Raw genomic sequence first — 19,596 nt, forward strand, 5'->3', positions numbered from 1 at the left:
TAACAATATGCATACGAACGTCATGCGACGTCGTCGACATCGAGAACGGGAGCCTCATGGACCTGCGCGCAGCGCACGAGGAGTGGATCGAGGAGCGAGAGGCCCGAGTGTGGGGCGAGTGGGGCATCGCGACGCTCGCCGCGACGCACTGGCTCACGGCCGAGCCGGCCGAACTCGACGGACTGCCCGGCCGCTGGCATGCGAGCGGCGGCGACGTGCTCGGCGACGACGGACTGCGCCTCGCCCCCGGGCAGGAGGCGGAGGTCGCTGGCCTCCTTCTGCGAGCCTTCGAGCGCGACGGGGCGTCGGCACTGAGGGTCCTCGATCCCGGCGCGCCGGCCGCCAGGGGGATCTCGTCGATCGAGCGGTTCGCGTTCACGGAGGCGGCGCGGCTGACGGGACGCGTGCGGCCGACGGCGACCACGACCGAGACGATCTCGGTCGACGGCCACGCCGCCGCGTCGGCGTTCGACGCGGTCGTCGACCTCGAATGGGCGGGCGAGGCGTTCTCGCTGACGGTGCAGGAGGACGACGGCTGGTTCTCCGCCGCCTTCGCCGACGCGACGGCCGGGCGCGAGAGCCACCCGTTCCGATTCATCCGCTTCCCCGCGTCGGCCGGCGGAACGGTCGTCGTGGACTTCAATCGCGCCACCCTGCCGCCGTGCGCGTTCTCCGACCACTACGTCTGCGTGATGCCCGCGCCCGGCAATCGCTGGCCCGTGCCGATCCGCGCCGGCGAGCGGACCGTCCGATGAGCACCCGAGTGCCGGCCGCGACGGTGGAACTCGCAGGGAAGCCGGATATCCTGTACGCACTATGAACGACTTCTGGGCGAACGCGATCTGGTCGCTCGCGCCGACCGTGCTCATCGGCCTCATCTTCTGGTTCGTGATGCGCGCGGTCATCCGCGCCGATCGCAACGAGCGCAAGGCGTACGCGCGGATCGAAGCCGAGGAGCGCGCCAAGATCGCCCGCGAGCACCCGGCCGCCTGACGGCATGGGCTCCGGCGTCGAGCAGACGACCCTCGTCATCACGGTGGTCCTGCTCATCGTCGACCTGGTCGTGCGCGTGATCGCGGTCATCGTGGTGCCGCGAAACCGCCGCCCGACGGCGGGCATGGCGTGGCTGCTCGCGATCTTCTTCATCCCGTTCCTCGGGGTGCTGTTCTTCGTGCTCATCGGCAACCCGAAGCTGCCCAAGCATCGTCGTGAGAAGCAGGCGGAGGTCGACCGGTACATCCGCGAGTCGACGCACGGCGTCGAGCGGGTGAGCGACTCGCGTGCCTGGCCGAGCTGGTTCGAAGGGGTCGTGCGGCTCAACCGCAACCTCGGCTCGATGCCGCTCATCGGGCAGAACAGCGCGAGCCTCATCGGCGACTACCAGGGCTCGCTCGACGCGATGACGGCGGCGATCCGGAGCGCGAGGCGGTTCGTGCACGTCGAGTTCTACATCTTCGCGCTCGACGCGACGACGGCGCCGTTCTTCGACGCGCTCGGCGACGCGGTCGCCCGCGGCGTCGACGTCAAGGTCCTGCTCGACCACGTCGCCTCGGCCAGGGTCGCCGGCTACCGCAGGACGTTGAAGCGCCTCGACCGCATGGGCGTGCGCTGGCAGCTCATGCTGCCGGTGCAGCCGTTCAAGGGCAAGTACCAGCGGCCCGACCTGCGCAATCACCGCAAGATCCTGGTCGTCGACGGCGACGTCGGCTTCATGGGATCGCAGAACATCATCGACCGCAGCTACAACAAGCGCAGCAACCGGCGCCGCGGGCTCAAGTGGAAGGAGCTCGTCACCCGGGTCGAGGGCCCCATCGTCGCGGGCCTCGACGCGATCTTCGCGACCGACTGGTACCTCGAGACGGGGGAGGAGCCCGCTCGCGACCTCACCGACGCGCTCGAGCAGCCGGGCGAGGCGCAGGACCTCGACTGCCAGGTCGTGCCGAGCGGCCCCGGCTTCCGCAGCGAGAACAACCTCAAGCTCTTCCTCGCGCTGCTCTACGCGGCGAAGGAGAAGCTCATCATCACGAGCCCGTACTTCGTGCCGGACGAGTCGATGCTCTACGCCATCAGCGGCGCCACGCAGCGGGGCGTGCACGTCGAGCTCTTCGTCTCCGAGATCGGCGACCAGGCGCTCGTGTACCACGCGCAGCGCTCGTACTACGAGGCGCTGCTGCGCGCCGGCGTCAAGATCTACATGTACAAGGCGCCGTACATCCTGCACGCGAAGCACTTCACGATCGACGACGACGTCGCGGTCATCGGGTCGAGCAACATGGACATCCGGTCGTTCGAGCTCAACATGGAGGTGTCGCTGCTCGTGCGGGGCGCCTCGTTCGTGCGCGAGATGCGCGCGGTCGAAGACGGCTATCGGCACGACAGCCGCGAGCTCACGCTCGACGAATGGCTGCAGCAACCGCTGCGTTCGACGGTGCTCGACAACCTCGCCAGGCTGACCTCCGCCCTGCAATAGCCGGCAGCGGTCGGATGCCTCGGAGGGACGCCCACGGCGAGGCATCCACGATCGGGAGGTTCAGGACCGCGGCTTCAGCCTGACCGTCGGCAGGTCGGGTGCCGGCAGCGGGGCTCCCTCGTAGTCGACGTGGCCGAAGCGCCCGTCGGGGTTGTCGCGGCCGATCACCTCGGCCTGCCACTGGCGGCGGTACTCGACGATCTCGTCGTGGTCGCGGCCGATGAAGTTCCACCACATCACGAGCTCCTCGCCGAACGGCACGCCCCCGAGCAGCACGACCCGCACCGGGCCGTGGTCGGCGCGGAGGCGAACCCCCTCGTGCCCGACGGGCAGGTAGCCGAGCTCGCTCCGGTCGAGCACCGCCGAGTGGCCCGCGACGGCGAGCCCGTCGGCGTCGGCGCGCGTCTCGTCGACCTCGTCGTCGGTCGGCGCGATCGTGACGTGCACGGGGCCGACGTCGACGAGCACGCCGTGCTCGAACGCCGGGTCGAGCTCGATCCACGCCTCGCCGCCGGCCGCGATGTCGATCTGGGCGCCGACGATCGGGCTGAACAGCGTCACGCCGGCATCGTCGCCGATCGAGGGGAGGGAGCCGGCGAACACCCGGACGACGGCGTCGTCGACCTCGTGCGCCTCGACCTCGGCGTGCTCGAAGAACGGCGCCGTGTGACGGGAGGCGTCGGGCAGGGCGACCCAGAGCTGCACGCCGTGAAGTCGTGCGGTCGTCGCCGTCGAGACCTCGGAGTGCGAGATGCCGCGGCCGGCGGTCATGAGGTTCACCTGCCCGGGCCGCACGAGCTCTCGGCTGCCGGTTGAGTCGCGGTGCTCGATCTCGCCCTCGAACAGCCAGCTCACGGTCTGCAGCCCGGTGTGCGGGTGCGGGGGCACGACCATGCCGCCGGAGACGGCGACGTCGTCGGGGCCGTAGTGGTCGGCGAAGCACCAGGCGCCGATCGTCGTGCGGCCGCGCTGCGGCAGCGTGCGCCGCACGTTCATGGCCCGCGGGCCGCCGAGCGGCACGTCGCGGGGTTCGAGGACCTGCACGGCCGGGCCCTGCCGCCCCTCGGGCGGGCAGAGCAGTTCGAGCGGATCCTTCTCGAGATTGCTCATGGCGCCAGCCTAATCCGCGCCGACGACGCGGCCGGGCGGGCTGAATCAGCGGCGGTCGACCGGATAGCATTGCCGCATGGCTACCTCCGTGCGTCTTCGTCGTGCCGGCCTCGCTGCCGCGGCCCTGGCTTCCGTGTTCCTGCTCGCGGCGTGCGCGCCGCCGAAGACGCCCGCCGAGAACTACTCGGGTGCCCCCGTGTCCGATCACGAGGGCGAGGCGAGCGGTGAAGAGGGCGGCGACGGCACGGGTGAGCCGCAGGCCGGCTGGGTCGGCGAGGGCGGCCAGCTCTCGGTCACGCTGTGGGGCAGTTCGACGTGCCCGCCGGTGGGCGAGCGCATCAGCGTCGTCGAACCGGCCGCCACGGGCAACCGGGTCGCGATCGAGATGAAGCAGTACCCCGAGAACCAGATGTGCACCATGGACCTCGTGCCGCACACGACCGTCTTCTGGACCCCGATGGACGTGACGACGACGAAGCCGCTCGTCGTCGAGGTGCAGGACACCGAGATCACGGTTCCGATCAAGTAGCCGCGTACTGCACCCCGGTTCGCGGAACCCTCGTACCCCGAATCGGAAATCACCCCTGAACTGGGGTAAGACGTTCGGCATCGAACCCTGAAGTGAGGGGTCCTGCCGCACTAGCGTTGCGATCACGTGCGCCGTTCACCCGGGACGGCAACCCGACACGTGAGGACGTTCTTCGTGCCCAGAAGCAAACTGACGGCTGCTGCCGCCATCGCCGCATTGTTCGGCGCACTCCTGACTCCCGCCTTGCTCGCCGCACCGGCGTCGGCGGCCACGCTCGAACCCGGTGGTCTCCAGACCGGGTTCGAGATCGACGGCAACATGACGCTGGAGGGCTCGGATCCCGGAGACACCGACTGGGACAGCATTCTGGCGCCGCTCCCCGCGGAGGGGACGTCGGACTTCCTCGGGTCGGCCCCGTACACGACCGACCAGGGATTCTCGTCGACCGGTATCGTCTACGCGACGCGCGGATGGGACAACGGCGCCTCCGACATCGCGTGTACCGGCGTCGACCAGACGGGCTCGCCCGGGTCGCAGAAGCAGAACGACAACCCGTGGGCCCCGGCCCCGGCCAACGTCAACGCCAAGGACGACGCCTGCACCGGCGGTGCGGCGTACGAGTTCGTCACCGATGACCAGGGCGACGAGCACGTCGTGCTCTACATGTACTGGACGCGCCTGGACGGCTCGGGCGACATGAGCACCTTCCAGACGTTCGAGGGCCCAGAGGCCGGCCGCTGCGACGACTTCGCGGTGGAGTTCAACTACGACTCGGCGAACAACACGACCACCGCCGGAGCGCTGCGCTGGGTCGCGGCCGACGGCGACTGCACCGACCCCGACGGACCGGGCCTCTGGGTGCCGATCCAGCAGACCCTCGTGTTCGAGGCGGCGGTCGGAGCGCGCATGGAGGGCCCCGGGCCGCTGCCCGGCGAGGCGGGAACGTTCGGCGAGATCGCCGTGGACCTCTCGAGCGTCGGCCTCTTCGACGAGGAGTCGTGCGAGGGCTTCGCGACCGGCATCGGGTTCACGCGCACCGGCAACTCGGCGACCGCCGAGATCATCGACTTCTTCCAGCCGCAGAACCCGCTCGTGATCACGAACTGCGGTGCCCTGAGCGTCACGAAGCTCTCCGACCCGCAGGGCATCACCTCGACCGTCGACTTCGCCTACACGGTGGAGCGCGCGGGCGGGGGCGACATCTACCCCGACCAGACGGCGATCGACGAGACGCTGCGCATCGGCGAGACCGACGTGTGGCCCGACGTCTTCGCGGGCGAGGACTACACGCTCGGCGAGGTCATCCCCGACGGCGTGCCGTGGGAGCTGCTGTCGATGAGCTGCCAGATCGACGACCGCATCATCGAGCTCACCTCACCCGACGACGTGTTCCCGGTCGAAGAGGGCAACGTGACCGCCTGCACGATCGTGAACACGACCTCGTGGGTCACCGTCGAGAAGCAGACGCTGCCCGACGCCTCGGCCCAGACGTTCGACTTCGACGTCGACGGCACTGCCGTGCAGCTGACCGACGGCCAGACGAGCGCGCCGGTCTACTTCGCGCCCGGCAGCGAGGTGCCCGTGACCGAGACCGTGCCCGAGGGCTGGAACCTCACCGACGTCACCTGCTCGCCGGAGGGAACGGATATCGCCGACGGCGAGACCGTGACCACCGTCGCGGGCGAGGGCACCCACTGCGTCTTCACGAACACGCAGAACGGCGAGATCCAGGTGCACAAGGTCGTCGACGGCACCGAGGGCGCCGTCTTCGAGTACACCGGCAGCTGGCTGGAGGACCCGTCGACGTTCACGATCGACGCGACCGACGGATCGGGCGACAGCGAGCTCTACTCGGTCGAGCCCGGCAGCTACGACCTCGCCGAGACCGCGCTCGAGGGCTACGACACGACGAACCTCGTCTGCGTCGACCCCGACCAGGGCACGATCGTCGACCTCGCCGACTTCTCGGCGGTGCTCGATGTCGACCCGGGTGAGCGCGTCGAGTGCACCTACACGAACACGCAGCGCGGCGAGATCCGCGTCGACAAGGAGACCATCCCCGGTGAGTGGGACCAGGACTTCGACTTCTCGCTGACCGGTGAAGGCACCGACGAGCAGTTCACGCTCAACGACGCCACCGACGACGAGGCGAACCCGTGGAGCTCGGGACTCATCGTGCCCGGCGACTACACGGTCGCCGAGACGCTGCCTGACGGCTGGGAGCTCGACTCGATCAGCTGCGGCACGCCCGAGGGCACGTCGACGGCCGTCGTCCTCGAGCCCGGCGCCGTCGTGACCTGCGTGTTCACGAACGAGGCGCTCCCGGGCTCGGTCACCGTGACCAAGAGCGTCGAGGGCGTCGCCGACGGCTTCGAGTGGGCGTTCGACCTCACGATCTCGCCGGTCCCCGGCGAGCAGCCCGGCACCCAGACGGTGAGCGGCGCCGGAAACGGCTCCGACAGCGTCACGTGGACCGATCTCGTGCCCGGCGACGACTACACGGTCTTCGAGACCTCGGTCGACGGCTGGAACATGGGCGCCATCACCTGCACCGGTGCCGAGGGCGCGCTCGAGGACGGCAACGGCGACGCACCCGGCTTCCAGTTCACCGCTGAGATCGACACCGAGATCGAATGCGCGCTGACGAACGAGGCCGTGCCCGGCCAGATCGAGGTCACGAAGTCCGCCGTCGGCGGCGACGGCACCTTCGACTTCGAGCTGACCCCGCTCGACGCCGAGGGCGCGCCTGCCGGCGACCCCGTCGTCGAGAGCGTCACGACCGAGGGCGGCGAGGGCACCGCGGTGTTCGAGGGCGTCCTGCCCGGCGGCCGCTTCTCGCTCGCCGAGGCCGACCCGGGCGAGGGCTGGGTCGCGGGCGACCTCGTGTGCACGGTCGACCCGGTCGGCGAGGCCGGCCCGTCGCCGATCGACGCGAGCGACTTCACGGTGCAGCCGGGCGACCTGATCGCCTGCGACATCGAGAACGTCGCACGCGGCCCGCTCGACATCGCCAAGACCGTCGACGGCCCGGCCGTCGACAACGGCGACGGCACGTGGGATGTCTCGTACACGATCACCGTGACGAGCCTGTCGGCGACGGACGAGTCGTACGACCTCACCGACGAGCTGAAGTTCGGCGACGGCATCACGCCGATCTCGGCCGAGATCACGGGCCCCGAGGGCATCGAGATCAACCCGGACTGGGATGGCATCGACGACATCGCGGTCACGACCGCGGTGCTGCCGGCCGGCGGTGAGCACGTCTACGCCGTCGAGGTGACCGCCGACGTCGCGTCGGATGTGACCTCCGACCAGGCCGACTGCGCGGTCGGCTCGAGCGACGAGGGCAGCGGCACGCTGAACTCGGCGACGATCGAGTTCTGGAACGGTTCGGCGTCGAGCGAGGACTGCGCGCCGGTCACGCCCGAGCAGCCGCCGCTGCCGTCGACGGGCGCGAGCCTGACGGCCGGCTGGGTCGGCCTCGCGGTGATCGCCGCGGGTGGCCTGCTGCTCTTCATGCGCCGCCGCCGTACGGTGAAGGCGTAACGCCGGGCGACCGATCGACGGGCCGTCGGGCAGGATCTGATTTCCTGGCCCGGCGGCCCGTCGTCGTTCAGCGCGGGCGCACGACCAGCAGGTCGCCGACCTCGCACTCGAGCGCTTCGCAGATCGCCTGCAGCGTCGAGAACCGGATGGCTCTGGCGCGATCGTTCTTCAGCACGCTGAGGTTCACGATCGAGACCCCGACGAGCTCGCTGAGCCTCGTCAGCGTCATGCCCCTCGCCTCGAGCAGCTCATCGAGCCGGCAGTGCACGTCGGAGGCCTCGTCGGGTTCGGCGGGGGCCATCAGACGAGGCCCTCGGCGTCGCGCTGCAGCCGCTCGCCGACCTGGAATGCGGCCCCGACGACGGCGAGCACGAGCACCGCGAAGAACGGCACCCAGCTGATCGAGAAGGTGATGCCGTCGTAGGTGTACTCGCTGACGGCCGAGAGGGCCCCGTTCACCGACATGGTCTGGAAGAGCGACCCGAGCACCCATCCGGCCGTGATCGCGGCCGAGCCCCACCAGATGATGCGCGTGTTCGCGCGCGTGAACGCCCGCCCCCTGGCGAGGTTCCAGCAGAGCAGGGCGAGCAGCACGACCCCGGCGGTGACCGCGAGCGCGACGACGATCGGCTCGGCGACGAGGGCGAACTGCGTCGCGGCGGCCGGTTGCGGCACCGTCACGACCGCCTGTTCGACGTCGACCTCGATCGGGGCGCCGTCGGGGCCGATGGGCAGTGTCGCCGCCTCGCCGATGAACGGGACGAGGACGGGGACGTCGCGGCCGGGCACCACTTCGACGAGGCGCGCGACCGCCTGCCACACGGTGGTGACGATCGCCACCGCCGCGATGGCGATGGTCAGGAACATGCCGGCCTGGTCGCTCCGGCTGAGTCGGGTGTCGGCGATGAGGGACATTCGCAGCTCCATATCGAAAATCATTAACATCGAATATCGATAACAATGACCCATCCGCGGTCTCGCGTCAACCACTGCATCGCGATGCGCCCACGGCGAACACCGGCCCACGAGGCATCCCGAGTGTTTACGCTCGATGTAACGACGTCCCCTGCCCAGTGGGGCCGTGAGGAGTAGAGCATGTTCGAGAGATTCACCGACCGAGCCCGTCGTGTCGTCGTCCTGGCCCAAGAAGAGGCCAAGATGCTCAACCACAACTACATCGGCACCGAGCACATCCTGCTCGGGCTCATCCATGAGGGTGAAGGCGTCGCCGCCAAGGCGCTCGAATCGCTCGGCATCTCGCTCGACGCGGTGCGCGAGCAGGTGCAGGACATCATCGGCCAGGGCCAGCAGCAGCCGACGGGGCACATCCCGTTCACGCCGCGCGCCAAGAAGGTGCTCGAGCTCTCGCTCCGCGAGGCGCTGCAGCTGGGCCACAACTACATCGGCACCGAGCACATCCTCCTCGGCCTGATCCGCGAGGGCGAGGGCGTCGCCGCCCAGGTGCTCGTCAAGCTCGGCGCCGACCTCAACCGCGTGCGCCAGCAGGTCATCCAGCTGCTCTCGGGCTACCAGGGCAAGGAACAGGTGCAGGTCGGCGCGAACGAGCAGCAGACCCCGCAGGGCGGCTCGCAGATCCTCGACCAGTTCGGCCGCAACCTCACGCAGGCCGCTCGCGAGTCGAAGCTCGACCCGGTGATCGGCCGTGAGAAGGAGATCGAGCGGGTCATGCAGATCCTCTCGCGCCGCTCCAAGAACAACCCCGTGCTCATCGGCGAGCCCGGCGTCGGCAAGACCGCCGTCGTCGAGGGCCTCGCGCAGGCGATCGTCAAGGGCGAGGTGCCCGAGACGCTGAAGGACAAGCAGCTCTACTCGCTCGACCTCGGCTCGCTCATCGCCGGTTCCCGCTACCGCGGCGACTTCGAAGAGCGCCTGAAGAAGGTCACCAAAGAGATCCGCACTCGCGGCGACATCATCGTCTTCATCGACGAGATCCACACCCTCGTGGGTGCCGGCGCCGCCGAGGGCGCGATCGACGCCGCGTCGATCCTGAAGCCGCTGCTCGCCCGCGGCGAGCTGCAGACGATCGGTGCGACCACGCTCGACGAGTACCGCAAGCACTTCGAGAAGGACGCCGCGCTCGAGCGCCGGTTCCAGCCGATCCAGGTCGCCGAGCCGAGCCTGCCCCACGCGATCAACATCCTCAAGGGCCTGCGCGACCGCTACGAGGCGCACCACAAGGTGTCGATCACCGACGGCGCCATCGTCGCCGCGGCGAACCTCGCCGACCGCTACATCAGCGACCGCTTCCTGCCCGACAAGGCGATCGACCTGATCGACGAGGCCGGCGCGCGCCTGCGCCTGTCGATCCTGTCGTCGCCGCCCGAGCTGCGCGAGTTCGACGAGAAGATCGCCGTGGTCCGCGCCGCGAAGGAGACGGCGATCGAGGAGCAGGACTTCGAGAAGGCCGCGTCGCTGCGCGACGAGGAGAAGAACCTGCTCGGCGAGCGTCTGCGCCTCGAGAAGCAGTGGAAGTCGGGCGACGTCAAGACCACCGCGGTCGTCGACGAGGGCCTGATCGCCGAGGTGCTCGCCCAGGCCACCGGCATCCCCGTCTTCAAGCTCACCGAAGAGGAGTCGAGCCGGCTCGTCTTCATGGAGAAGGCGCTGCACGAGCGCGTCATCGGCCAGGAGGAGGCGATCTCCGCCCTCTCGAAGACGATCCGGCGCACCCGTGCGGGCCTGAAGGACCCGAAGCGCCCCTCGGGCTCGTTCATCTTCGCCGGCCCCACGGGCGTCGGCAAGACCGAGCTCGCGAAGGCGCTCGCCGAGTTCCTCTTCGACGACGAGGCCGCGATGATCTCGCTCGACATGTCGGAGTACGGCGAGAAGCACACCGTCTCGCGGCTCTTCGGCGCCCCTCCCGGGTTCGTCGGCTTCGAAGAGGGCGGCCAGCTCACCGAGAAGGTCCGCCGCAAGCCGTTCAGCGTCGTGCTCTTCGACGAGATCGAGAAGGCGCACCCCGACATCTTCAACTCGCTCCTGCAGATCCTCGAGGAGGGTCGTCTGACCGACGGTCAGGGTCGCGTCGTCGACTTCAAGAACACCGTCATCATCATGACGACGAACCTCGGCACGAAGGACATCTCGGGCGGGCCGGTCGGCTTCCAGCTCGAGGGCGACACCCGCACCGGGTACGACCTCATGCGCGGCAAGGTCAACGAAGAGCTCAAGAAGCACTTCAAGCCCGAGTTCCTCAACCGCGTCGATGAGATCATCGTGTTCCCGCAGCTCTCGAAGCCCGAGCTGCTGCAGATCGTCGACCTCTTCCTCAAGCGCCTCAGCGAGCGCCTGCTCGACCGCGACATGACGATCGAGCTCACGCAGGCGGCGAAGGAGCGGCTCATCGAGGTCGGGTTCGACCCGGCGCTCGGCGCCCGCCCGCTGCGCCGTGCCGTGCAGCGCGAGGTCGAAGACCGGCTGAGCGAGAAGATCCTGCACGGCGAGCTCAACGCGGGCGACCACGTGCACGTCGACTTCCAGAACGGCGAGTTCGTCTTCACGACGTCGCAGCGGGCGCTGCCGGCGAACGTCGGCGTGAACGCGAACGCCGCCCTCGGCACCGGCACGGCCACGCCCGACCTCGCGGCCGCATCGGGCGAGTAGCGCACACGATACGAGGGGGCGGATGCTGCGGCATCCGCCCCCTCGTCGTGTCCGCCCGCCGTCGTCATCGTCACCCACGCGGCAATACGATGGGCGGATGACGACCGAGTTCCACGTGCGCCGTGCGCGCACGAGCGATGTGCCGAAGATCATCGACGTCGTGGAGCCGTTCGTCACCCGACGCATCCTGCTCGGCAAGGAGCGGGTCGACCTCTACGGCGCCATCCAGGAGTTCCGCGTCGCGGAGACGGCCGACGGGCGGATCATCGGGGCCGGGGCGCTGCACGTCATGTGGGAGGACCTCGGCGAGGTGCGCACGCTCGCGGTGGGCGAGGACTGGCTCGGCCGGGGGGTCGGCCACGCACTGCTCGACGCGCTCGAGGCCGACGCCCGCGAGCTCGGCCTCTCACGGCTGTTCTGCCTCACGTTCGAGGTCGAGTTCTTCGGGCGGCACGGCTTCATGGACATGGGCGCCGAGACCGTCGACCCCGAGGTCTACGCCGAGCTCGTGCGCTCGCACGACGAGGGCGTCGCCGAGTTCCTCGACCTCGCCCGCGTCAAGCAGAACACGCTCGGCAACACCCGCATGCTGAAACGGCTCTGAACCGTCCTCCGGGAGCTTGTCGAAACCCGCCGACCGGCTGCGTCGGGGTGGGCGCCGCTCGGTCGTACCCTGTGACCATGTCGACGAACCCTCCGGCCGGACGCCCGTCACCTCAGGTGTACCGGCGCCGTCGGGTCGTCGTGCTGCTGGTGCTGCTCGCGGTCGTCGCCGCGATCGTGCTCATCATCGTGCGGCCGGGCGCGAGCCAGGGCGAAGAGCCCTCGACCGGCGACGGCAAGCCGGCCGCGACGGACGCCACGAAGACGAGCGACCCCGAGTCGACGACGATTCCGACCGAGCCCACCGCGGCCGACGGCGACCCCTGCGCACCCGAGCAGATCGTGGTCGAGCCGATCACCGACAAGTCGTCGTACGAGGCCGGCCAGCAGCCGCAGCTCTCGGTGACGATCGAGAACACCGGCAAGAACGTGTGCGTGCTGAACGCCGGCACGAAGGCCCAGGTCTTCACGATCACGAGCGGCGACGACGTCTACTGGACGTCGACCGACTGCCAGGTCGACGCGATCGACGCCGAGGTGTCGCTGCAGCCGGGCAAGCCGATCTCGTCGAGCTCGCCGATCGCCTGGGACCGCACGCGTTCGAGCAAGGACACCTGCGAGGGGCCCCGTGAGTCGGTCCCGGCCGGCGGCGCCTCGTACTACCTGGCGGTGTCGATCGACGGCTTCGACTCGGCCGAGAAGAAGCAGTTCCTGCTCTACTGACGGTGTCGCTCGAGGTCGCCGCTCCCGCCGGGCCGGCACTGACCCTCGAACTGGGCGTACCCCGAACGGAGCGAACCGGGGGACACTCGGGTGCAGGGATGGTCGAGGGCCTGGCAGGGCGAGATCACCCGGGGGTCGCACTCGTGGTTCGATCCGACGGATACCCGACCGTCGCCCGCGAGTGCGGCCCCGTTCCCGGCCGACTCCCCGGCACGGCGGCCCGGCTACGCTGGAAGGCATGGCAGGCAAGGCGAAGAAGAAGGCGAAGCCGCCGGTCGAGTTCCGCTCGCAGGCGCTCGCCGAGGCGCTCGAACGGCAGGACATGGCGGCCGTCGCCCTCGCACTGCGCAACGGCAACACGGTCGTGCCGCTCATCAAGCCGGGTCCGCGCGACAGGCCGCTCGACGGCGGCGAGGTGTGGACGTACCGCGACCCGAACACCGGTGAGGTCGCGCTGCTGCTCTTCAGCGACGCGGTGAACAAGCCGGCGAACCTGCCGCCCGCGGTCGGCCTGCACAGCCCCGCCTGGCTGCGCGGGTTCCTCAAGCGCCACGAGTCGACGATCACGACGGTGTTCCTCGACATCGCCGGGCCGCATCCCATGCAGGCATCGCCCGCCGAGCTGCTGCGCGCACTCGAGGTCTGACGCGGCTTCTCGAAGTTGCAGGATGAGCGGGTCGGTGGCCCCGTATGCACGGGTGCCCGCCGAATAGTCCTGCAACTCCTTGCGGGGAGCCCCGGCCTCCGGCACGCTGCGTGCGCCTCCGGCACGCTGCGTGCCCCGGAGATCCGAGTGGCTCGAAGTTGCAGGATGAGCGGGCCGGCGGCCCCGTCTGCACGGGTGCCCGCCGAATAGTCCTGCAACTCCGAGCAGGAGCACCCCGCATCCGGGATGGTGCCGACCGACCGACCGCGCGCCGGCCGAGTCGGGTGAGACCCGGCGAACTCCCGGTGCCGACGACGCGTCAGAACGCCGCGTCGAGCTCGCGCTGGCGGGAGTCGGTCGACGCGAGCATCGCCCGGGCGACGGCGGCGCGAACGCTGCCGGCCTCGACGTCGAGGATCGTCGTGTAGCCCAGACGGCGAGCTTCGGCGGTGCGCTGCTTCGCGGCGGTCACCGGCCGCACCTCGCCGGCGAGGCTGATCTCGCCGAAGGCGGCCAGCTCGTGCGGCACCGCGGCGTCGCGCATGGCCGAGGCGATGGCGACGGCGATCGCGAGGTCGGCACCCGGCTCGGCGAGCCGCACGCCGCCGACCGTCGACACGTACACGTCGTGCTCGCCGAGTGCCTTGAGCCCGGCGCGCCGCTCGAGCACCGCGATGATCATCGCCACGCGTGACGGGTCGACGCCGTTGACGACGCGACGCGGCTGCGGGGCCTTCGTCGCGACGACGAGCGCCTGCACCTCGACGGGCAGCGCGCGGCGGCCCTCGAGCGCGACCGTCACGCACGTGCCGCTCACCTCGCGTCGCCCGGTCGAGCGGAACAGCCCCGACGGGTCGGGCACCTCGGCGATGCCCTCGCCCGTCATCTCGAAGCAGCCGACCTCATCGGTGGGACCGAACCGGTTCTTGAGCGCGCGCACGAAGCGCAGCGCCGTCTGCCGGTCGCCTTCGAACTGGCAGACGACGTCGACGAGGTGCTCGAGCAAGCGCGGCCCCGCGATCGAGCCGTCTTTCGTGACATGGCCGACGAGCAGCAGCGGCAGTTGCCGCTCTTTCGCGACCCGGATGAGCGTGGAGGCGACCTCGCGGACCTGGCTCGGCTGCCCCGGCAGGCCGTCGGAGAGCGACGACGAGACGGTCTGCACCGAGTCGACGATGAGGAGCTCGGGCGAGGTCGCATCGATCTGGCCGAGGATCGTCGCCAGGTCGGTCTCGGCGGCGAGGTAGAGCTCGCCGTGCAGCGCACCGGTGCGACCCGCCCGCAGGCGGACCTGGGCCGTCGACTCTTCGGCGGTCACGTAGAGCACCCGGCGGCCGGTGGCCGCGACCCGGGCGGCGACCTCGAGCAACAGGGTCGACTTGCCGACGCCGGGCTCGCCCGAGAGCAGGATGGCCGCCCCTGCGACGATGCCACCGCCGAGCACGCGGTCGAACTCGCCGATGCCGCTCGGCCGGTGCGCCGCGTCGGTGGTCTCGACCTCGACGATGGGCCGGGCCGAGCGCGCCTCGCCGACCTTCACGGCCTGCAGCCCGCGCACGATGCCGGTCTGTTCGGCCGCGTCGACGACGGTGCCCCACTGCTGGCACTCGACGCAGCGGCCGACCCACTTGACGGTGGTCCACCCGCACTCGGTGCAGCGGAAGGAGGAGGTGGGGCGGGCCATGCCCAGAGACTACCCGTGGCCGCCGACACCACCCGTGCGAACGGCCGCCGCAGCGAAGGGCCGACGCAGCAGGCCGACGCAGCAGGCCGCCCGCCGCGGATCGCCGCCGCGGCGGGCCGCGCACCTCCCGATCGGGGGAGTCGCGGCTCGTCGCACGCGGGCGTACCGTCGAGACATGCGAGCCGACGTCGACGTGCTCGTGATCGGTGCGGGCCAGGCGGGCCTCGCGATGAGCCACGAACTCACCGCCGAGGGCGTGGAGCACGTCGTGCTCGACAGCGAGACGGTCGGCAGCACGTGGGCCGATCGGTGGGACTCGTTCCACCTCGTGACCCCGAACCACTTCATCCGGCTGCCGGGCGGCGAGTACCACGGGCCGTACGGCTCGGGCTACCTGTCGCGCGACGAGGTCATCGCGCACCTGCAGCGGTACGCCGCCTCGTTCGGCGCGCCCGTCGAGGAGCATCGCCCGGTGACCGCGCTCCGCCTCGACGGCGACGACGCCTTGGTCGCCGACACCCCGGCCGGAGGCATCCGCGCCCGCCGTGTCGTCGTCGCGACCGGCGCCTACCAGCACGAGCGGCGCCCGGCGTGGGCGCAGGAGCTCGCGCATCGGATGCCCGTGCTCGGCTCGACGGACTACCGGTCGCCCAACGACGTGCCCGACGACCTGCCCGACGGCGTCGTGCTCGTCGTCGGCGGCGGGCAGAGCGCGGCGCAGCTGGCCGACGAGCTCTTCGCCGCCGGCCGGGAGGTCGTGATGGCGGCGGGATCCGCCCCGGCGATCCCGCGGAGGGTCGCCGGCCGCGACGGCATCGACTGGCTCGAGGCGGCCGGCTTCTTCGAGCAGACGCTCGCCGACCAGCCCTCGGTCGCCGTGCGGGTCGCTGCGAATCCGCTCGTGACCGGCAACCACGGCGGTCAGGACCTCAACCTGCGCACGCTCGCCGACGAGGGCGTGCACCTCTGCGGCCGCGTGCTCGGCATCGACGGCGATCGGCTCGTCGTGGCCGACGACCTCGCCGCCTCCGTCGCGAAGGGCGACGAGGCCTATCGCCAGGTCTGGCAGGCGGCCACTGCGATCTCGGCCGCGTGGGGCCTGCCCGGCCCGGAGGAGCTGCCCGCCGATCCGCCTGCTCCCGTGGCGGTCGCGCCGCCACGGCTGGCCAGGGTCGCCGCAGTGATCGTCGCGTGCGGCTACCGACCCGACTACGGCTGGATCGAGCTCGACGGCGTCACCGACGAACACGGGTTCCCGGTGCAGGAGGGCGGGCGCAGCCCTCGCTCGTCCCGGCTGTGGTTCATCGGCGTGCCATGGATGACGACCCGCCGGTCGCCGCTGCTCATGGGCGTCGGTGCGGACGCGACCGCGATCGCCCGCGCGATCGCCGCGGCGTGAGGCGCCCTCGTTTTGGTACTGGGCCCGTCGTCGTCTACTATCGATCCCGGTGACGTGTCCGAGCGGCCGAAGGTGCAACTCTCGAAAAGTTGTGTAGGGTAACCCCCTACCGTGGGTTCAAATCCCACCGTCACCGCCACCGAACCCCGCGATCGCAAGGTCGCGGGGTTCGTCGTTTCAGCGTGAGTCGTGAACGCGGGAGGCGCGGATGCTCGAACCGGTCGAACTCGACGGCGGGGTCGTGATGCGCCTGCTCGCACCCGGCGACGGCCCCGCGCTCGCCGCGGCCTACGAGCGCAATCGTGAGCACCTCGCACCGTGGGAGCCCCTGCGCACCCCCGAGTTCTTCACGACGTCATGGCATGAACGGGATGTCGCGGGCGCGATGCTCCGGCTCGAGGCGGGCGCCCTCATTCCCCTCGTCCTCGCCGCAGGCGACGAGGGCGCAGAGATCGTCGGCCGCGTGAACCTCTCCGACCTCGTGCGCGGCGTCTTCCAGAACGCCCACCTCGGGTACTGGGTCGACGGCCGGTTCACCGGACAGGGCCTTGCGACGACCGCAGTCGGCATCGCGCTGCACCACGCTCGCGCGGCCGGCCTGCACCGGGTGCAGGCCGGCACCCTCGTGCACAACCTCGCCTCGCAGCGGGTGCTCGAGCGCAACGGCTTCGAGCGGTTCGGGCTCGCCCGGCGCTACCTCCGCATCGCGGGCGAGTGGCAGGACCACGTGCTGTTCGAGCGGCTGCTCGAGGACTGAGCAGGCGACGGCCGAGCGCGCTCACCACCCGCTGCGCGTCGGCGTGTGCCCCTCCCGGGCCTCCTCCGGCATCGGCATCTCGAGGCGCAGGCCGAGCAGGCGAACGGGCCGTCCGGGCTCGATGCGGTCGCCGGCGAGCGCCTCGACGCTCGCGAGGGCGACGTCGCGATCGCCGGTCGTCGCGATCCTGCGTTGGTGCGTCGTCGTGATGAACGGGGCGTACCGCACCTTCAGGGTGACGCCGACGACGGGTCGTCCCTCGGCGACGATGTCGGCCCACACCTGCTCGAAGAGCGCGTGCAGGGCCGCGTCGACCTCGGCCGGGTCGGTGAGGTCGCGCTGGTAGGTCGTCTCGCGACTGTGCCCGCGGGCCACCCATGGCGTGTCGTCGACGACGCGGGAGCCCTCCCCGCGCCCGAGCTCGCCGTACCAGGGCCCCATCCGCGGGCCGAACTCGGCGGCGAGCACCTCGGGGTCGGCAGCGGCGAGCTCGGCCACGGTCGTGATGCCGTGCCCGGCGAGCCGACGCGAGATCTTGGCGCCCACGCCCCAGAGGTCCCGCGTGGGGCGCTGCCCCATGACCTCGAGCCAGTTGTCGGCCGTCAGCCGGAACACCCCGCGCGGCTTGCCGAACCCGGTCGCGACCTTCGCCCGCACGAGCGTGTCGCCGATGCCGACGCTGCAGTGCAGGGCCGTGCGGTCGAGCACCGCCTGCTGCAGGCGGCGTGCGTAGGCCTCGGGGTCGTCGAGCTCGACGCCGACGAACGCCTCGTCCCAGCCGAGCACCTGCACGGTCGCGCCCGGCTGCGACCGGAGCGTCGACATCACCTCGTCGGAGGCGGCGAGGTACGCCTCGGCGTCGACCGGCAGGATGACGGCATCCGGAACCTTGCGCGCGGCGATGCGCAGCGGCATCCCCGACCCGACGCCGTACTCGCGCGCCTCGTACGAGGCGGTCGACACCACCGCGCGCTCGGTCGGGTCGCCGCGCCCGCCCACGATCACCGGCCGCCCGGCGAGTTCGGGGCGGCGCAGGACCTCGACCGCTGCGATGAACTGGTCGAGGTCGACGTGCAGCACCCACGGGCGCACGGGCCGGGTCACCCCGCCAGTCTGCCGCCTCGCAGCCGCCGGGTGTTAGCGTTGATCGCGTCCCGCCCACGTCGGAGGGCGGGCACGACCGATGAGGGGAGCGCCGCCGTGATCGAGCTGATCGCCGAGCTCTTCCGCTACCTCCAGGCCTCGCTCGAGCTCGCGCTCGCGTCGAACGCGACGCTCGCGGTGCTGCTCGTGGGCGTCGTCGGCGCCGCCGCGCTCGCGGTGGTCGTGCTCGCGGTCCGGGCGCTGCCCGCGCTCGTCGCGGCGGACGCCTCGGGCGCCGCTCGACGCCTGCGGCAGACCGCCGATCCGGGTGCGCTGCTCTCGCAGAGCGACCCCGACGCCCCAGGACGAGCACGGCCGAGGGCACCGGGCCGCGGCCTCGCGGCCGCGTAGCGCGCGACGATCGAACGCCCGCCGACCGCGGGCGGACCTGCCGACGGCGACCCGCCGACGGTCGGCGACCCCACCGGCGGCGACCCGCCGTGGGCGGACGACCGGACGGATGACTCGTCGACCGGTGGCACGACGTCGCAGCGTCCGCGCGGCCAGACGGAACCCAGTTTCCTCGACCGCGAACGGATCACACCTTGGACCTCTACAGCTTTCCTCCCATCGCCGCGCTCCTCGACGGAGCGCACGACCTCCTCATCGGCCTGGCCGACCTGCTCGAGCCGCTGATCGGCGTCGCGAGCGCGGCGGCGGCGATCGTCCTCGTCACGCTGCTCGTGCGTGCGGCGCTCATCCCCGTCGGCGTCTCGCAGGCGAAGGCCGAGCAGGGCCGGGCCCGGCTCGCGCCGAAGCTCGCCGCCCTGCAGCGCCGGTTCGCGAAGCAGCCCGAGCGACTCCAGCGCGAGATGATGGCGCTCTACCGCGACGAGGGCACGTCGCCCCTCGCGGGCTGCCTGCCCATGCTGGCGCAGGCACCCGTCGTGGGCGTGATCTACGCCCTGTTCGTGCTGCAGGCGATCGCCGGTCACCCGAACGCGCTGCTGCAGCACACGCTGGCGGGCGTGCCCCTCGGCTCGAGCCTCGCGGGGATGCTCACGGTCGGCACGCTCACCCCGTCGGCGCTCGCCGTGTTCGCGATCGTCGTCGTCTCGATCGCTCTCGTCGGCGAGACGACACGGCGGGTGTTCCGCGCACCGGTGTCGACGGCGCCGCCGGCCGGGCGCGTCCCCGGCGAGGCATCCGCGTCACCGCTCGCGAACCCCGCCGCCGTGCGGATGCTCGGCCTCTTGCAGTACGCGACCGCCGTGGTCGCGATGTTCGTTCCGCTCGCGGCCGCGCTCTACCTGCTCGTCACCGTCGCGTGGACGCTCGGGCAGCGCATGGTGCTCCGGCGCGCGTATCCGCTGCCCGAGCCGGCGTGACCGCACCGATACCGTGTCGGCGCCGCGCCGCACA

The 19,596-nt window shown here is 71.0% G+C and carries 18 protein-coding genes and 1 tRNA gene; 14 read left to right on the plus strand and 5 right to left on the minus strand.

The window, feature by feature from the left end; genetic code table 11:
* Nucleotides 1-56 precede the first annotated feature (56 nt).
* From LR269_RS06895 to cls, 3 genes are all read left to right on the plus strand, one after another.
* On the plus strand, nucleotides 57-755 hold the full coding sequence (locus tag LR269_RS06895; RefSeq protein ID WP_231430019.1) for a DUF1684 domain-containing protein: 699 nt from the start codon (nucleotides 57-59) through the stop codon (nucleotides 753-755).
* 61 nt (nucleotides 756-816) lie between these two features.
* Entirely contained in the window at nucleotides 817-993 is a 177-nt protein-coding gene (locus tag LR269_RS06900; protein WP_231430020.1) for a hypothetical protein, read from the plus strand.
* 4 nt (nucleotides 994-997) lie between these two features.
* Nucleotides 998-2,470 (plus strand): cardiolipin synthase, encoded by a 1,473-nt coding sequence (gene cls, locus LR269_RS06905; RefSeq protein WP_231430021.1) that lies wholly within the window; start codon nucleotides 998-1,000, stop codon nucleotides 2,468-2,470.
* A gap of 60 nt (nucleotides 2,471-2,530) precedes the next feature.
* On the opposite strand, the gene LR269_RS06910 is transcribed toward cls, so the two are convergent.
* The gene (locus tag LR269_RS06910; protein WP_231430022.1) at nucleotides 2,531-3,580 is read right to left on the minus strand and encodes a pirin family protein; all 1,050 of its coding nucleotides are present in this window, start codon (nucleotides 3,578-3,580) and stop codon (nucleotides 2,531-2,533) included.
* A 76-nt stretch (nucleotides 3,581-3,656) separates the two neighbouring features.
* On the opposite strand from LR269_RS06910, the gene LR269_RS06915 reads away from it, so the two are divergent.
* Nucleotides 3,657-4,109, plus strand: a complete 453-nt coding sequence (locus LR269_RS06915; protein WP_231430023.1) for a hypothetical protein — start codon at nucleotides 3,657-3,659, stop codon at nucleotides 4,107-4,109.
* Nucleotides 4,110-4,283: 174 nt separating this feature from the next.
* The gene (locus tag LR269_RS06920) at nucleotides 4,284-7,655 is read left to right on the plus strand and encodes an LPXTG cell wall anchor domain-containing protein (protein ID WP_231430024.1); all 3,372 of its coding nucleotides are present in this window, start codon (nucleotides 4,284-4,286) and stop codon (nucleotides 7,653-7,655) included.
* 67 nt (nucleotides 7,656-7,722) lie between these two features.
* On the opposite strand, the gene LR269_RS06925 is transcribed toward LR269_RS06920, so the two are convergent.
* A complete protein-coding gene (locus LR269_RS06925) occupies nucleotides 7,723-7,956 on the minus strand; it encodes a helix-turn-helix transcriptional regulator (RefSeq protein WP_231430025.1) in 234 nt (77 codons plus the stop codon).
* Nucleotides 7,956-8,570: a hypothetical protein gene (locus LR269_RS06930; protein ID WP_231430026.1), complete on the minus strand. Its 615-nt coding sequence runs from the start codon at nucleotides 8,568-8,570 to the stop codon at nucleotides 7,956-7,958. Before LR269_RS06930 ends, LR269_RS06925 begins: the two co-directional genes overlap by 1 nt.
* A 180-nt stretch (nucleotides 8,571-8,750) precedes the next feature.
* On the opposite strand from LR269_RS06930, the gene LR269_RS06935 reads away from it, so the two are divergent.
* From LR269_RS06935 to LR269_RS06950, 4 genes are all read left to right on the plus strand, one after another.
* Entirely contained in the window at nucleotides 8,751-11,279 is a 2,529-nt protein-coding gene (locus LR269_RS06935; RefSeq protein ID WP_231430027.1) for an ATP-dependent Clp protease ATP-binding subunit, read from the plus strand.
* Nucleotides 11,280-11,376: 97 nt separating this feature from the next.
* Entirely contained in the window at nucleotides 11,377-11,883 is a 507-nt protein-coding gene (locus LR269_RS06940) for an amino-acid N-acetyltransferase (protein WP_231430028.1), read from the plus strand.
* Nucleotides 11,884-11,960: 77 nt separating this feature from the next.
* Nucleotides 11,961-12,605 (plus strand): hypothetical protein, encoded by a 645-nt coding sequence (locus tag LR269_RS06945; protein WP_231430029.1) that lies wholly within the window; start codon nucleotides 11,961-11,963, stop codon nucleotides 12,603-12,605.
* A gap of 238 nt (nucleotides 12,606-12,843) precedes the next feature.
* Complete coding sequence (locus LR269_RS06950) at nucleotides 12,844-13,251, plus strand: dehydrogenase (RefSeq protein ID WP_231430030.1); 408 nt, start codon at nucleotides 12,844-12,846, stop codon at nucleotides 13,249-13,251.
* Between the two features lie 319 nt (nucleotides 13,252-13,570).
* Here LR269_RS06950 and radA read toward each other — a convergent pair whose 3' ends face one another.
* Nucleotides 13,571-14,935 (minus strand): DNA repair protein RadA, encoded by a 1,365-nt coding sequence (gene radA / locus LR269_RS06955; protein WP_231430031.1) that lies wholly within the window; start codon nucleotides 14,933-14,935, stop codon nucleotides 13,571-13,573.
* A 175-nt stretch (nucleotides 14,936-15,110) separates the two neighbouring features.
* Between radA and LR269_RS06960 the strand changes: the two genes are divergently transcribed.
* The 3 genes from LR269_RS06960 (at nucleotide 15,111) to LR269_RS06970 (ending at nucleotide 17,091) form a co-directional block, all read left to right on the plus strand.
* Nucleotides 15,111-16,334 (plus strand): NAD(P)-binding domain-containing protein, encoded by a 1,224-nt coding sequence (locus LR269_RS06960; protein WP_231430032.1) that lies wholly within the window; start codon nucleotides 15,111-15,113, stop codon nucleotides 16,332-16,334.
* Nucleotides 16,335-16,382: 48 nt separating this feature from the next.
* Nucleotides 16,383-16,473: transfer RNA gene (locus tag LR269_RS06965), tRNA-Ser, on the plus strand.
* A gap of 69 nt (nucleotides 16,474-16,542) precedes the next feature.
* A complete protein-coding gene (locus LR269_RS06970) occupies nucleotides 16,543-17,091 on the plus strand; it encodes a GNAT family N-acetyltransferase (protein WP_231430033.1) in 549 nt (182 codons plus the stop codon).
* Nucleotides 17,092-17,112: 21 nt separating this feature from the next.
* Here LR269_RS06970 and LR269_RS06975 read toward each other — a convergent pair whose 3' ends face one another.
* A complete protein-coding gene (locus tag LR269_RS06975; protein ID WP_231432268.1) occupies nucleotides 17,113-18,171 on the minus strand; it encodes a DNA polymerase IV in 1,059 nt (352 codons plus the stop codon).
* A gap of 120 nt (nucleotides 18,172-18,291) precedes the next feature.
* Between LR269_RS06975 and LR269_RS06980 the strand changes: the two genes are divergently transcribed.
* Both LR269_RS06980 and LR269_RS06985 read left to right on the plus strand, forming a co-directional pair.
* Complete coding sequence (locus tag LR269_RS06980; protein WP_231430034.1) at nucleotides 18,292-18,585, plus strand: DUF6412 domain-containing protein; 294 nt, start codon at nucleotides 18,292-18,294, stop codon at nucleotides 18,583-18,585.
* Between the two features lie 194 nt (nucleotides 18,586-18,779).
* On the plus strand, nucleotides 18,780-19,562 hold the full coding sequence (locus tag LR269_RS06985; RefSeq protein WP_231430035.1) for a membrane protein insertase YidC: 783 nt from the start codon (nucleotides 18,780-18,782) through the stop codon (nucleotides 19,560-19,562).
* Nucleotides 19,563-19,596 lie beyond the last annotated feature (34 nt).

The sequence above is a fragment of the Agromyces sp. S2-1-8 genome (genome assembly GCF_021129215.1).
Classification (GTDB): domain Bacteria; phylum Actinomycetota; class Actinomycetes; order Actinomycetales; family Microbacteriaceae; genus Agromyces; species Agromyces chromiiresistens.

What these genes read in the sequence shown, in the direction of transcription:
- LR269_RS06895 (WP_231430019.1), top strand. Translation starts at nt 57, where the DNA reads ATGGACCTGCGCGCAGCGCACGAGGAGTGGATCGAGGAGCGAGAGGCC.
- LR269_RS06900 (WP_231430020.1), top strand. Translation starts at nt 817, where the DNA reads ATGAACGACTTCTGGGCGAACGCGATCTGGTCGCTCGCGCCGACCGTG.
- cls (WP_231430021.1), top strand. Translation starts at nt 998, where the DNA reads ATGGGCTCCGGCGTCGAGCAGACGACCCTCGTCATCACGGTGGTCCTG.
- LR269_RS06910 (WP_231430022.1), bottom strand. Translation starts at nt 3,580, where the DNA reads ATGAGCAATCTCGAGAAGGATCCGCTCGAACTGCTCTGCCCGCCCGAG.
- LR269_RS06915 (WP_231430023.1), top strand. Translation starts at nt 3,657, where the DNA reads ATGGCTACCTCCGTGCGTCTTCGTCGTGCCGGCCTCGCTGCCGCGGCC.
- LR269_RS06925 (WP_231430025.1), bottom strand. Translation starts at nt 7,956, where the DNA reads ATGGCCCCCGCCGAACCCGACGAGGCCTCCGACGTGCACTGCCGGCTC.
- LR269_RS06930 (WP_231430026.1), bottom strand. Translation starts at nt 8,570, where the DNA reads ATGTCCCTCATCGCCGACACCCGACTCAGCCGGAGCGACCAGGCCGGC.
- LR269_RS06935 (WP_231430027.1), top strand. Translation starts at nt 8,751, where the DNA reads ATGTTCGAGAGATTCACCGACCGAGCCCGTCGTGTCGTCGTCCTGGCC.
- LR269_RS06940 (WP_231430028.1), top strand. Translation starts at nt 11,377, where the DNA reads ATGACGACCGAGTTCCACGTGCGCCGTGCGCGCACGAGCGATGTGCCG.
- LR269_RS06945 (WP_231430029.1), top strand. Translation starts at nt 11,961, where the DNA reads ATGTCGACGAACCCTCCGGCCGGACGCCCGTCACCTCAGGTGTACCGG.
- LR269_RS06950 (WP_231430030.1), top strand. Translation starts at nt 12,844, where the DNA reads ATGGCAGGCAAGGCGAAGAAGAAGGCGAAGCCGCCGGTCGAGTTCCGC.
- radA (WP_231430031.1), bottom strand. Translation starts at nt 14,935, where the DNA reads ATGGCCCGCCCCACCTCCTCCTTCCGCTGCACCGAGTGCGGGTGGACC.
- LR269_RS06960 (WP_231430032.1), top strand. Translation starts at nt 15,111, where the DNA reads ATGCGAGCCGACGTCGACGTGCTCGTGATCGGTGCGGGCCAGGCGGGC.
- LR269_RS06970 (WP_231430033.1), top strand. Translation starts at nt 16,543, where the DNA reads ATGCTCGAACCGGTCGAACTCGACGGCGGGGTCGTGATGCGCCTGCTC.